This window comes from Pseudomonas sp. KH_027, from assembly GCF_057838565.1.
Map to the genome: position 1 here is coordinate 3,090,945 of NZ_CM174470.1, position 12,327 is coordinate 3,103,271.

The following is a 12,327-nucleotide window of genomic DNA, read 5'->3' on the forward strand; positions in this document are numbered from 1 at the left end:
CGCGCAGGCATGGGATCAGGACTCTGCTGAAAGTCGAGGGTTGTAGCCCAAAGGGTGCGGTTGATTGCGCGCTTTGGCCAGTTCGATCTGCTTCTGCCGCTCACGGGCACTGTTGCGGGTTCTCTCGCTCAGCGAGTCCCAGCAGTGCGGGCAACTGATGCCCAGAACGAAATGGGGCGACTCGCGGTCGGCCACCGAAATCGGGATGCGGCAGGCGTGGCACTGGTCGTACTCGCCTTCGCTGAGGTCGTGGCGCACGGTCACGCGATTATCGAAGACGAAGCAGTCGCCGCGCCACAGCGTCTCGTCCTGCGGCACTTCTTCCAGGTACTTGAGGATCCCGCCCTTGAGGTGATAGACCTCATCGAAGCCCTCGCCGAGCATATAGCTGGAAGCCTTCTCGCAACGGATACCGCCGGTGCAGAACATCGCGACCTTTTTGTGTTTGCTCGGATCGAAGTTGGCTTTTATGTAGTCGGGAAAGTCACGAAAGCTCTTGGTCTGCGGGTCGATGGCACGCTCGAAGGTGCCAATCGCCACTTCGTAATCGTTGCGGGTATCGATCAGCAGCACCTCAGGGTCGGCGATCAAGGCGTTCCAATCCTGCGGCTCGACATAGGTGCCGACCTGCTGGTTCGGGTCGACGCCCGGTACACCGAGGGTAACGATTTCCTTCTTCAGCTTGACCTTGGTGCGGTAGAACGGCTGCTCGTCGCAGTACGACTCCTTGTGGTCGATATCGACGAACCGCGGGTCTTGTTTCAGCCAGGCCAGCAGGCCGTCGATACCCTCACGGGTGCCGGACACGGTGCCGTTGATACCTTCTTCGGCGATCAGCAAGGTGCCTTTGATGCCGTTATCCAGCAGGCTTTGCAGCAGGGGCTCGCGCAGTGCAACGTAGTCCTTCAGAGTGACGAACTTGTACAGCGCCGCCACGACGATAGTCTGAGTCATGCGGGGGTTACTCCTGGTGGTCGTCCACGTAAAGGACGGACCGGGTTTTGATAGCCTGCTCGCGAGAGCGTCAACAGGCTCGTGGAAACGTTAACGCTTTAAACGACTACGCCGGCAGGGCCGGCGCGAGGCGAAGTTTACCAGAAAGCCAGGCCGCCGAGCCTGCGACCAAGCGGCGCAGAATCAGACGCCTGCGGAGCCCCTAGTGATCGTGCTTACTGCCGCCCAGGCAGGTCGGCGAATCAAGCGCATGGCCCAACTGCGCCCACTCTTGCGGGGTGTAGGTATGCAGCGCCAGGGCATGCATCTGCCCCATCAGGTCACCCAGGCTGGCATAGACCTTCTGGTGTCGCTTGACCGCATTCAGCTCGGCGAACAACGGGCTGACCACCACGGCCTTGAAGTGCGTTTCCAGCCCACGACTGTGCATATGGCTTTCATCCAACACTTCGAGGTGCTGCGGCTCCAGCGCGGCGAGCGCTGACTGAATTCGTTCACGCATGTTCATGCCACACTCCGCTTAAGGCTTCTTCGCGTCAGGCTTGGCTGGCGCCGGTTGCAGTTCGGCGGTCATGTCGGCCAGCAGCTTGTTCACTTCCGGTACGGCAGTTTCCAGCTTGGCCTGGGTCAATTGAGCCGACTTTGCGGTCAGGCCCGGCATGGTTTCCAGCACTTTCTTGCCCAGCGGCGATTGGTAGAAGGCGATCAGGTCCTTCAGCTCCTGTTCGCTGAAGCTGCTGGTGTAGAGCTTGACCATGTCCGGCTTGAGTTTATCCCAGCCGACCGCCTTGTTCAGCGAGGCATTGGCCTTGGCCTGGTAGCTTTCGAGCAGTGCTTTCTTAGTGTCCGGAGCCTGCGCCTGGGCGAAACGCTGGGCAAACATCTGCTGCACCTGGGCAAACACCGGCACGGCCAGTTTGTCGGCGTGGGCCAGTTTGAGGAAGCGCTCGGCATCGGCTGCATGGCTGGCGGCATCGGCAAACACCTGGCCGCTGGCGCAGGCAAACAGCACGGCAGTGCAAAGGGTACGAATCGGGGTCATTGAAATTCCTTGTCTATTCGGGAAGCGCTAACGATCAGGGCGAACCCCGGGGCTGGGCATTCTGCGCTCAAGCTCACTCTCGGCTCAAGCGAGGGCGTTTGTGTACAGGATCACACAGACTCTATGGCACAACAGCACCGTTGATCCATTGCCAAAGTGCCAGTACTTGCCCATCCTTTAGGGTGGTGGGCATGCTGCACGCCATACAAACGGCAGCTACGCTGTTCGCTGAGGCACCCAGAGCCCTCCAGCGCTTGCGCACCTGAACTCCGCACACATGGACGTGCCCGATGAACAGCCTCACTTCCGAATTCGCCTCAGCACCCTGGCAACCGCTCTGCGATGCCCAGGGCCAGCTCGCCCCAGCAGCCATTGGCTGGTCGCCCCGACCGCAGGTGAACTGCGCCCTGCCCGGCAACCATGGGCGACGTAAGCGCTGGAACCACTGGTGCATCACCACGCCGCGCTGGATGCTCTCGCTGACCCTGGCCGACCTCGACTACCTGGGCTACGGCGCCGCCTATTTCCTCGACCTGGAAACCGGCCACGCCGTCGCGCATACCCAGCTACGGGCCTTCGCCCGCGGCTGCCGGTTGCCGGATATGCCACTGGAAAGCCACAGCTTCAATCACCCACACTTGCAACTGAAGGCCGATGAACACCCCGGGCGCCTGCGTCTGACAGTCGCCGTGCCGGATATCGGCGGCCAGCCCTTGAATGTCGCGCTGGATATTCAGCGCCCGGCGCACCTCGAATCGGTCAACCTGGTGGTGCCCTTCGCCGGCCAGGGATTCCACGCCACCTGCCGGCAATTGGGCCTGCCAACCAGTGGCAGCGTGCAGCTGGGCAGCAAGCAATACAACTGCGAACCCGGGCACAGCTTCGCCGCATTGGATTTTGGCCGTGGGGTGTGGCCCATGCACAGCCATTGGACCCGCGCCGCCTTCGCCGCCCCCGGCGGCATCGCCGGGAACTTCGGCGCCGGCTGGACCGATGACAGCGGCCTGTCCGAAAACGCCCTGTGGTTCGGCGGCGAACTGCTGCACCTGGACGCTCCGATCGTTATCGAACAGGCGCCGCAAAACCCCATGGCACCCTGGCGTTTGAGCAGCAGCGATGACCGCGTGGCCCTGACCTTCACCCCGCGCCAGCATCATCAAGCCTGCCCGAAACTCGGTCCGTTCTACGCCGACACCCGCCAGTGGTTCGGCCGTTTCGACGGCGTACTGCGTGGCCCCGGCGGCGAGCGCGTGCCGGTCGATGGTGCCCTGGGCTGGCTTGGCACCACCCGCGCGCGCTGGTAAGCACGGGCGCGGCGCAGATTTAAATCCGGCGGCCATGGAACCAGAGGTTGGCTTAAGCGCCTAAACTTGCGGAACAGTACCTGGAGAAGATCCATGAGCCGCATCGAAACCGACAGCATCGGTCCTATCGACGTCCCCGAAGACGCTTACTGGGGTGCGCAAACCCAGCGCTCATTGATCAACTTCGCCATCGGCCAGGAGCGCATGCCGCTGGCCGTGCTGCACGCCCTGGCCCTGATCAAGAAAGCCGCCGCACGGGTGAACGACCGCATTGGCGAGCTGCCGCCGGATATCGCCCGCCTGATCGAACAAGCCGCCGACGAAGTGCTGGCCGGCCAGCACGACCAGCAGTTCCCCCTGGTGGTCTGGCAGACCGGCAGCGGCACGCAAAGCAACATGAACGTCAACGAAGTGATCGCCGGCCGCGCCAATGAACTGGCGGGCCAGGGCCGTGGCGGCAAATCGCCGGTGCACCCGAACGATCACGTCAACCGCGCGCAAAGCTCCAACGACAGCTTCCCCACCGCCATGCACATCGCCACCGTGCACGCCGTGCAACACGACCTGCTGCCGGCGCTCGCCGAACTCTCTGGCGGCCTGGCCGAACAGTCGGCGCGGCATGCGGCGCTGGTCAAGACCGGGCGCACACACCTGATGGACGCCACGCCAATCACCTTCGGCCAGGAGCTGTCGGCCTTTGTCGCCCAGCTCGATTACGCCGACCGAGCCCTGCGCGCCGCGTTGCCAGCGGTCTGCGAACTGGCCCAGGGCGGCACGGCGGTGGGCACCGGCTTGAATGCCCCGAAGGGCTTTGCCGAAGCGATCGCTGCCGAGTTGACCGCCCTGTCCGGTCTGCCACTGGTGTCCGCACCGAATAAATTCGCCGCCCTGGCCGGCCACGAACCGCTGGTGACCCTGTCCGGCGCGCTGAAGACCCTGGCCGTGGCCTTGATGAAGATGGCCAACGACCTGCGCCTGCTCGGCTCGGGCCCGCGCGCCGGGTTCGCCGAGGTCAAATTGCCGGCCAACGAACCGGGCAGTTCGATCATGCCCGGCAAGGTCAATCCAACCCAATGCGAAGCCCTGTCGATGCTCGCCTGCCAGGTGCTCGGCAACGACGTCACCATCGGCATGGCCGCCAGCCAGGGCCACCTGCAGTTGAATGTGTTCAAACCGGTGATCATCCACAACCTGCTGCAATCGATCCGCCTGCTGGCCGATGGCTGTCGCAACTTCCAGCGGCACTGCATCGCCGGCATGGAGCCGGACGCCAGCCAAATGGCCGCGCACCTGGAACGCGGCTTGATGCTGGTGACCGCGCTGAACCCACATATCGGCTACGACAAGGCCGCGCAGATTGCCAAGAAAGCCTACAGCGAGGGCATGACCCTGCGTGAAGCCGCACTGGCCCTGGGTTACGTCAGTGCCGAAGAATTCGACGCCTGGGTGCGTCCCGAAGCGATGCTGGAGACCGGCCACCATGGTTGAAACGACAAAAAGTGGCGCCACCCCGCTGGAGGGCGACGGCAAGCGGATTCTAATGATTCTCGGCACCCCGAAAAGCAGCAGCCTTTGCCATGCCCTCGGCGAGGCATACGCCCAAGGCGCGCGCAGCGAAGGCCATGTGGTGCGTCAGTTGAAGCTCGGCGAACTGGAGTTCGACCCGGTGTTGCGCGGCGGCTATGACCAGAACCAGAACCTGGAACCCGACCTGCTGGAAGCCCAACGGCAAATCCACTGGGCCGAACACCTGGTATTCGTTTATCCGGTCTGGTGGGGCGGCCTGCCGGCACTGCTGCAAGGCTTCTTCGACCGGGTGTTCCTGCCCGGCTTCGCCTTCAAATATCGCGAGCGTTCGCACATCCATGAAAAGCTGCTCAGCGGCCGCAGCGCCGACCTGCTGGTGACCCTCGACACGCCGCCCTGGTATTTCCGCTGGATTTACGGCGCCCCGGCGCACCGGCAGATGGTTCGCACCCTCCTCGGCACCTGCGGGGTGAAAACCCGCCGCCTGACCGAGTTCGCTTCGATCCGCCTGTCGTCCGAAGAACAACGGCAGGGCTGGCTGCGGCGCGCGGAACAGTTGGGGATCGGGGCGTAATTCAGCGGCTGGCCGACGGTTGGGCTGAAGAACGCAGCCCAACGATTCGCGAAATGCCGCGCCCCTGGGCATTCCACGCCGTACGATCCGGTGTCGGCATACAGGCGGATACCGCCTGCTGGGCTTCGCCGCTACGCGCCTCGACCCAACCTGCCAGCCACCGAATTACAGCATCGCCGCCCGCGCCCGCCGGGCCCGCCAGCTGGCAAGCACCGAAGGCCCGAGGGCGGTCAATGCCGAACCCAGCACCACCAGCAAGGCGCCGACATAGGCGATCCAGTTGATCTGCTCGGGATGCACATGATCGGGCCACACGCTGGCGGCCAGTGCCACCGAGGCAAAGGTCACCAACGGCGTGATCGCCAGTGTCGCGCTGACCCGTGAGGCCTCCCAATGCGCCAGGGCCTCGGCGAAAGCGCCATAGGCCACCAGCGTGTTCAGGCAACAGGCCAGCAGCAACCAGCCTTGCAGAGGGCTCAATGCCAGCAGTTGCAACGGCTGCACCCAGGGCGTGAGCAATACCGCGCACGCCAGGTAGATCACCATCATCACCTGCACCGAATTCCACACCGTCAGCAATTGCTTCTGCGCCAAGCCGTAGAAGGTCCAGACAAAAGCCGCCAGCAGTACGATCAATACACCAGTGGTGTAGGCCGTGAGCGAAGACAGCAACTCATGCAAACGCTGGTTGAAGAACAAGCCGAAACCCAGCAACAGCACCGCCAGACCGATGCCCTGGCCAATACTGAAACGCTCGCGAAAAATGAACAGGCTACTGATCAGGAACAGGATCGGCGCCATCTGGATCACCAGCTGCGTGGTGCCAGGGCTCAGCAGCTTCAGCCCGATCAGGTAGAGCACGTAGTTGCCGGTCAGGCCGACAATGGCCAGCGCCAGCAACCACAGGCCGCTTTTGCCCAGCAGGCGGAAACTCGGCAGACGTTTCGCCGCGGCGAGATAAGCCAGCAGAATTGAACCGGCGACCAACAGGCGATACCAGGTGACGGTGATGGGGTCCATCACCTGCAGCACTTCTTTCAGTTTGATCGGCAGGATGCCCCAGAGCACCGCGGTGGTCAGGGCGAGCAGCAGGGCGTAAAGCCAGCGGCCGGAAGAGATGTGCATGGCAGCCTCGAATGCGTAACGACCGCCAAACCGGGGGAAAACCGGGTAGCCGTCGCAAAGAACCATTCTAGGCGGCGAGCGCGAACCCGCACAGGAACAGTTAAACCGGGTTGCACTCGGCAACTGTACCGTCGGCAGCGCGCACAGACGTCACAAGCTTGACGCCAAAATATAGAAAAACCAGCGAAATGCATCGATATCAGCGCCAGAACCCGACCATTTGTCGCGAACACCAACAACTGCCCCAGCGCCGATTAAACTGAATGAGAGTCAGCTCGTTTCGGGAGTTATCCTTATGTTCGGTCAACGCACCCTAGATCCGGCAGCAGCCACCCACTACCGCAGCGAGCGAGTCAGCGCGGTCAACGGCCAGTATTTCTTTTCGACTCGTGAAGGCACGCTGGAAGGCCCTTACTTCACCCGGGTCGATGCCGAGCGTGAGATCGCCATGTATGTCCGGCGGCAAATACAGGGCGATGGAATCATCGAAAGCCGAGCTTTCTAGCGCGCTGGATCGCCCATAAAAAACCGCGCCAAGGCGCGGTTTTTTATGGTTGAAACGCTGACGCGGGCTTAACGCACGGCCTCGAACAGACCGGTAGCGCCCATGCCGCCACCCACGCACATGGTGACGATGCCATAGCGCAACTTGCGCCGCTGCAACTCGCGCACCAGATGGCCGACCTGGCGCGAGCCGGTCATGCCGAACGGGTGACCGATGGAAATGGAGCCGCCGTTGACGTTGTATTTATCGTTGTCGATTTCCAGGAAGTCGCGCGCATAGAGGCACTGGGACGCGAAGGCTTCGTTCAGTTCCCACAGGTCGATATCGGCAACGCTCAGGCCGCGGGCCTTGAGCAGCTTCGGCACCGAGTACACCGGGCCGATGCCCATCTCGTCCGGCTCGCAACCGGCAACGGTGAAACCACGGAAATAAGCCAATGGCTTGAGGCCCAACTCGAGGGCTTTTTCCAGGCTCATCACCAGGGTCATGGAGGCACCGTCGGACAGCTGCGAAGCGTTGCCAGCCGTTACCGAACCGTCTTCGGCGAACACCGGCTTCAACGCCGTCAGGCTGGCCAATGTGGTATCGGCACGGTTGCAATCGTCGCGATCGACCACGCCATCGAGGATGCTCTTCTCGCCGGTGGTTTTGTCTTCCACCTGGTACTTCACCGCCATCGGGACGATTTCATCGTCGAACAGACCTTCGGCCTGCGCCCGCGCGGTGCGCTGCTGGCTCTGCAGGGCGTAGGCGTCCTGCTGCTCACGGGTCACGTTGTAACGGCGCGCGACGATTTCAGCGGTCTGCCCCATCGGAAAATAGATGCCCGGCACGTTCTGTTTCAGCAGCGGGTTGATCAGGTTGTCGGTGTTGACGCTTTTCATCGTCATGGTGATCGACTCGACGCCACCGGCGACGATGATGTCGCTGCAACCGGAAGCGATCTGGTTGGCGGCAATCGCAATCGCCTGCAGGCCCGACGAGCAGAAGCGGTTCAGCGTCATCCCGGCAACCTGGGTGCCCAGGCCCGACAACACCGCAACGTTACGGCCGATGTTGAAGCCCTGCGCGCCTTCGTTGGAGCCGGCGCCGACGATGCAGTCCTCGACCGAAGCCGGGTCGATGTTATTGCGCGCCAGCAGTGCATTGACGCAATGAGCCGCCATATCGTCTGGCCGGGTCAGGTTGAACTTGCCACGGTAAGACTTGGCCAGTCCGGTCCGGACGCTGTCGACTATCACCACTTCACGCATGACGCACCTCGTTGTTGTTCATTGGGGGTTAAGTCCAGAATAAAACCGCCGCAACCTGCGCGCGACAATCATTCACCTTGCGTATGCGCAGCCATCCCCGCCGCCATCAATCACGGGCGAACGCCGCTTCCAGGGCATCGTTGATCGTGCGCAGTACCTTGACCCGGGCGAAGCGCTTGTCGTTGGCCTCCACCAGCGTCCAGGGCGCGATCTCGCTGCTGCTGCGGTCGACCATGTCTTCCACCGCATCGCGGTAGAGCCCCCACTTTTCCCGGTTGCGCCAGTCGTCTTCAGTGATCTTGAAGCGCTTGAAGGGGATCTGCTCGCGCTCCTGGAAGCGCTGCAACTGCGTCTCCTGGTCGATCGCCAGCCAGAACTTGACCAGCACCACACCCGCACGGGTCAGTTGCTCCTCGAAGTCATTGATCTCACCGTAAGCCCGCAGCCAATCCGCCGTGCTGCAAAAACCCTCGACCCGCTCCACCAGCACCCGCCCATACCAGGAACGATCGAACACGGTGAACTTGCCGCGCGCCGGGACATGCCGCCAGAAGCGCCACAGGTAGGGCTGCGCCCGCTCCTCCTCAGTGGGTGCGGCGATAGGCACGATGCGGTATTGCCGCGGGTCGAGCGCCGCCGCCACGCGGCGGATGGCGCCACCCTTGCCGGCGGCATCGTTGCCCTCGAACACCGCCATCAGGGCATGCCGAGCCATGCGCTTGTCACGCAGCAGCCTGGCCAGGCGTGCCTGTTCGGAGGTCAGCTGCTCGTTGTAGTCATCCTTTTCCAGTGTCTGGCTGAGGTCCAGGCTGTCCAGCAGCGTGCGGTTATCCAGGCTCGCGCTCAGCGGCGCGGCATGCGGATTGAGCTCTTTGCGCCGTTTGACCTGCAACGCGGTCTGCAGCCCTTCGAGCAGAATGCGACCGACGGTCAGGCTGCGGTAATACTCATTGGAGCCCTCGACCACGTACCAGGGTGCATAGTCGCGGCTGGTGCTGCGCAGAACCCGCTCGCCGTAGTGGACGAACTTGTCGTAGGTTTTGGTCTGTTGCCAGTCCAGCGGGCTGAGGCGCCAGCTGTACATCGGATCGTCCTTCAAGGTCTTGAGACGCGCCTTCATCTGCTTCTTCGAGAGGTGAAACCAGAATTTGAAGATCAGCGCGCCCTCATCGACCAGCATGCGCTCCAGGCTCTCCGCGCCCATGATGGCCTGATCGAGGACCGCATTCTTGAAGTGCCCGTGGACCCGGCCTTGCAGCATCTGGCTGTACCAGTTGCCGAAGAAAATCCCCATTCGCCCCTTCGGCGGCAGCTGTCGCCAGTAGCGCCACGCCGCTGGCCGAGCCAGCTCCTCGTCGGTCTGCTGGTCGAAGGTACTGACCTGGATCAGCCGTGGGTCCATCCATTCATTGAGCAGCTTGACCGTTTCGCCCTTGCCAGCGCCCTCGATGCCATTGATCAGCACGATCACCGGGAAGCGCGCCTGCTGCTGCAACTCGAACTGCGCCTCCAGCAGCGCCTCGCGCAGGGCGGGCACCTGGGCGTCGTAGGTGTCTTTGTCGATGGCATGACCGATCTCGGCGGACTCGAACATAGTTGCAGCTCCATTCCCTGACATGATCCGCTCAGCCTAGCGGATTGCCGCCGCGCTTGTGCAACCCTCGAATATGGATTCGCGCGCGACGGTCGAGCGGCTCGCGGATCGGCTAGAATGCCGGCCTCGCCGCGGTAGAAGCCGATATGTCCGACACCCCCCTCACGCCAGCCAGCCACGCCCAGATCGATTGGGACGAACAGGGCCAGCCGCGCTCGCGCGCCTATGGCGACGTGTACTTCTCCAACAGCTCGGGCCTGGCGGAGCCGCGCTACGTGTTCCTCGCCAATAACGAGCTGCCGGCGCGCTTTGCCGCCCTGCCCGACAACGGACGGCTGGTGATTGGCGAAACGGGGTTCGGCACCGGGCTGAATTTTCTCTGCGCCTGGCAGTTGTTCGAGCAGACCGCGCCCGCTGGCGCCCAGCTGCATTTCGTCAGCGTCGAGAAACACCCCCTCAGCCGCGCCGATTTGCAGCGCGCGCTGCTGCTCTGGCCCGAGCTGACGGCATTCGCCGAAGAACTGCTCAAGCAGTACGTCGCGATACATGCCGGCTTCCAGCGCCTGCTGTTCGCCGAAGGGCGGGTGGTGCTGACGCTGCTGATCGGCGATGTACTGGAACTGCTGCCGCAGCTCGACGCCAAGGTCGACGCCTGGTTTCTCGACGGCTTCGCGCCGTCGAAAAACCCCGACATGTGGACGCCCGAACTGTTCGCCCAGCTTGCCCGGCTGTCCACCGTCGGCACCACCCTGGGCACCTTCACCAGCATGGGCCAGGTGCGCCGGGCGCTGAACGATGTAGGTTTCCGCATGCGCCGGGTGCCCGGCCTGGGGCACAAGTGGGAAGTATTGAAAGGCAGCTTCAGCGGTGAACCGAGCAGCAGCGGCAAACCCTGGTTCGCCCGCCCCGCTTTCGCACCCGGCGAGCGTACGGCACTGGTGATCGGCGCCGGCCTCGCCGGTTGCGCGAGCGCGGCCAGCCTGGCGGCGCGTGGCTGGCAGGTGCAGCTGCTGGAGCGGCATGCCGAGTTGGCGCAAGAAGCCTCCGGCAATCCGCAAGGCGTGCTCTACCTCAAGCTGTCAGCCCATGGCACGACGCTGTCGCGGCTGATCGTCAACGGCTTTGGCCATACCCGCCGGCTGCTGGAGCGCCTGCAGCGCGGCATCGACTGGGATGCCTGCGGCGTACTGCAACTGGCCTTCGACGCCAAGGAAGGCGCGCGCCAGGCGCAACTGGCCAAGGCCTTCGCCCCTGACCTGCTGCACCCCCTCAGCCAGGCCGAGGCGCAAGCCCGTGCCGGTATCGGCCTGCCCGCCGGTGGCCTGTTCTACCCCGAAGCCGGCTGGGTGCACCCGCCGGCGCTCTGTAGCCTGCTGGCCACGCACGCGAACATCCACTTGCAACTGCATCAGGAAGCCCTGCAACTGCGCCGCGCCGGCGAGCAATGGCAAGCCTGGGCCGGCGAACGGTTGCTCGCCAGCGCGGCGATCGTGGTGTTGGCCGGCGCTGCCGAAATCCGGCGCTTCCCGCAGAGCGCCGGGCTGCCGCTGAAACGCATCCGCGGGCAAATCACCCGCCTTGCGGCAACCAGCGAAAGCGCCGCGCTGCACAGCGTAGTGTGCGCCGAAGGTTATATCGCGCCGGCGCGCCTGGGCGAGCACACCCTTGGCGCCAGCTTCGACTTCAACAGCAACGACCTGACACCGAACGCCGCCGAAAATGCCGGCAACCTCGAATTGCTGCGGGAAATATCGCCAGATCTGGCGCAACGCCTGCACGCCGATCACCTGACCCCTGCCGAATTGACCGGGCGCGCCGCCTTCCGCTGCACCAGCCCGGACTACCTGCCCATCGTCGGCCCGCTGGCCGATGCCGAAGCCTTTGCCGCGGCCTATGCGGTACTGGCCAAGGATGCCCGGCAAACACCGGACACGCCCTGCCCCTGGTTCGATGGTTTGTACGTCAACAGCGGCCACGGCTCACGCGGCCTGATCACTGCGCCGCTGTCCGGCGAACTGCTGGCCGCCTGGATCGATAACGAACCGCTGCCCGTGCCGCGCGACGTCGCCGAAGCCTGCCACCCCAATCGTTTTGCCCTGCGCAAACTGATCCGCAACACCTGAGCGCCTGTCGCCTGCGACAGCCCGCCCAACTGGCGGGCCGGTCCGAGCCCTGGGCCCTGCTGCTGGCGCAAGCCCTGGAACACATGATGGACCGGCGGGCGTTCGAAGCGCCGGCCTCGGCGCAGTGCCCAACCTGAGTCAGCCGATTCGCCGCAGCAAAAACCTGCGAGCCGATTTTATTTACCCATAACCACACAGCCGCCAATGCCTCGAAAATGCCTGGCCGACAGCCTCCGAATGCCCCGCTCTAAAGGCATTACCGCGCAATTGAAGGGTGCGAACACCGGTTTGGAGCCTTAGCCTCCGGCCGACTTATACCTTAATCG

11 protein-coding genes are annotated in these 12,327 nt (G+C 63.6%); 5 read left to right on the plus strand and 6 right to left on the minus strand.

Annotation, left to right across the window (positions count from 1 at the left end; translation table 11 throughout):
* Window positions 1-15: 15 nt before the first annotated feature.
* From trhO to AC3IYG_RS14530, 3 genes are all read right to left on the minus strand, one after another.
* On the minus strand, window positions 16-954 hold the full coding sequence (gene trhO / locus AC3IYG_RS14520) for an oxygen-dependent tRNA uridine(34) hydroxylase TrhO (protein WP_489309509.1): 939 nt from the start codon (window positions 952-954) through the stop codon (window positions 16-18).
* A 202-nt stretch (window positions 955-1,156) separates the two neighbouring features.
* Complete coding sequence (locus AC3IYG_RS14525) at window positions 1,157-1,462, minus strand: BolA family protein (protein WP_489309511.1); 306 nt, start codon at window positions 1,460-1,462, stop codon at window positions 1,157-1,159.
* A 12-nt stretch (window positions 1,463-1,474) separates the two neighbouring features.
* Window positions 1,475-1,996: a DUF2059 domain-containing protein gene (locus AC3IYG_RS14530; RefSeq protein WP_489309513.1), complete on the minus strand. Its 522-nt coding sequence runs from the start codon at window positions 1,994-1,996 to the stop codon at window positions 1,475-1,477.
* A gap of 290 nt (window positions 1,997-2,286) precedes the next feature.
* Here AC3IYG_RS14530 and AC3IYG_RS14535 point away from each other — a divergent pair, with 290 nt between their 5' ends.
* The 3 genes from AC3IYG_RS14535 to AC3IYG_RS14545 all read left to right on the plus strand — a co-directional run bounded on the left by AC3IYG_RS14535 (window position 2,287) and on the right by AC3IYG_RS14545 (window position 5,401).
* The gene (locus tag AC3IYG_RS14535; RefSeq protein ID WP_489309514.1) at window positions 2,287-3,300 is read left to right on the plus strand and encodes a DUF2804 domain-containing protein; all 1,014 of its coding nucleotides are present in this window, start codon (window positions 2,287-2,289) and stop codon (window positions 3,298-3,300) included.
* Window positions 3,301-3,393: 93 nt separating this feature from the next.
* Window positions 3,394-4,788 carry a class II fumarate hydratase gene (locus AC3IYG_RS14540; protein WP_489309516.1) on the plus strand — a complete coding sequence of 465 codons (1,395 nt, stop codon included), beginning with the start codon at window positions 3,394-3,396 and terminating at the stop codon, window positions 4,786-4,788.
* Window positions 4,781-5,401: an NAD(P)H-dependent oxidoreductase gene (locus tag AC3IYG_RS14545; protein ID WP_489309518.1), complete on the plus strand. Its 621-nt coding sequence runs from the start codon at window positions 4,781-4,783 to the stop codon at window positions 5,399-5,401. Before AC3IYG_RS14540 ends, AC3IYG_RS14545 begins: the two co-directional genes overlap by 8 nt.
* 165 nt (window positions 5,402-5,566) lie before the next feature.
* Here the strand turns inward: AC3IYG_RS14545 and AC3IYG_RS14550 are convergent, their stop codons facing one another.
* Window positions 5,567-6,526: a DMT family transporter gene (locus AC3IYG_RS14550; protein WP_489309520.1), complete on the minus strand. Its 960-nt coding sequence runs from the start codon at window positions 6,524-6,526 to the stop codon at window positions 5,567-5,569.
* Window positions 6,527-6,821: 295 nt separating this feature from the next.
* On the opposite strand from AC3IYG_RS14550, the gene AC3IYG_RS14555 reads away from it, so the two are divergent.
* Entirely contained in the window at window positions 6,822-7,031 is a 210-nt protein-coding gene (locus tag AC3IYG_RS14555; RefSeq protein WP_489309522.1) for a DUF6316 family protein, read from the plus strand.
* 68 nt (window positions 7,032-7,099) lie between these two features.
* Here the strand turns inward: AC3IYG_RS14555 and AC3IYG_RS14560 are convergent, their stop codons facing one another.
* Together AC3IYG_RS14560 and pap are read right to left on the minus strand one after the other, a co-directional pair.
* Entirely contained in the window at window positions 7,100-8,284 is a 1,185-nt protein-coding gene (locus tag AC3IYG_RS14560; RefSeq protein ID WP_489309524.1) for a thiolase family protein, read from the minus strand.
* A 106-nt stretch (window positions 8,285-8,390) separates the two neighbouring features.
* A complete protein-coding gene (gene pap / locus AC3IYG_RS14565) occupies window positions 8,391-9,878 on the minus strand; it encodes a polyphosphate:AMP phosphotransferase (RefSeq protein WP_489309526.1) in 1,488 nt (495 codons plus the stop codon).
* A gap of 146 nt (window positions 9,879-10,024) precedes the next feature.
* On the opposite strand from pap, the gene mnmC reads away from it, so the two are divergent.
* Window positions 10,025-12,001, plus strand: a complete 1,977-nt coding sequence (gene mnmC, locus AC3IYG_RS14570) for a bifunctional tRNA (5-methylaminomethyl-2-thiouridine)(34)-methyltransferase MnmC2/FAD-dependent 5-carboxymethylaminomethyl-2-thiouridine(34) oxidoreductase MnmC1 (protein WP_489309528.1) — start codon at window positions 10,025-10,027, stop codon at window positions 11,999-12,001.
* Window positions 12,002-12,327: the final 326 nt, after the last annotated feature.

Bases quoted from the DNA above. Each gene is read 5' to 3' on its own strand.
- trhO (WP_489309509.1), bottom strand. From the start codon at position 954: ATGACTCAGACTATCGTCGTGGCGGCGCTGTACAAGTTCGTCACTCTG.
- AC3IYG_RS14525 (WP_489309511.1), bottom strand. From the start codon at position 1,462: ATGAACATGCGTGAACGAATTCAGTCAGCGCTCGCCGCGCTGGAGCCG.
- AC3IYG_RS14530 (WP_489309513.1), bottom strand. From the start codon at position 1,996: ATGACCCCGATTCGTACCCTTTGCACTGCCGTGCTGTTTGCCTGCGCC.
- AC3IYG_RS14535 (WP_489309514.1), top strand. From the start codon at position 2,287: ATGAACAGCCTCACTTCCGAATTCGCCTCAGCACCCTGGCAACCGCTC.
- AC3IYG_RS14540 (WP_489309516.1), top strand. From the start codon at position 3,394: ATGAGCCGCATCGAAACCGACAGCATCGGTCCTATCGACGTCCCCGAA.
- AC3IYG_RS14545 (WP_489309518.1), top strand. From the start codon at position 4,781: ATGGTTGAAACGACAAAAAGTGGCGCCACCCCGCTGGAGGGCGACGGC.
- AC3IYG_RS14550 (WP_489309520.1), bottom strand. From the start codon at position 6,526: ATGCACATCTCTTCCGGCCGCTGGCTTTACGCCCTGCTGCTCGCCCTG.
- AC3IYG_RS14555 (WP_489309522.1), top strand. From the start codon at position 6,822: ATGTTCGGTCAACGCACCCTAGATCCGGCAGCAGCCACCCACTACCGC.
- AC3IYG_RS14560 (WP_489309524.1), bottom strand. From the start codon at position 8,284: ATGCGTGAAGTGGTGATAGTCGACAGCGTCCGGACCGGACTGGCCAAG.
- pap (WP_489309526.1), bottom strand. From the start codon at position 9,878: ATGTTCGAGTCCGCCGAGATCGGTCATGCCATCGACAAAGACACCTAC.
- mnmC (WP_489309528.1), top strand. From the start codon at position 10,025: ATGTCCGACACCCCCCTCACGCCAGCCAGCCACGCCCAGATCGATTGG.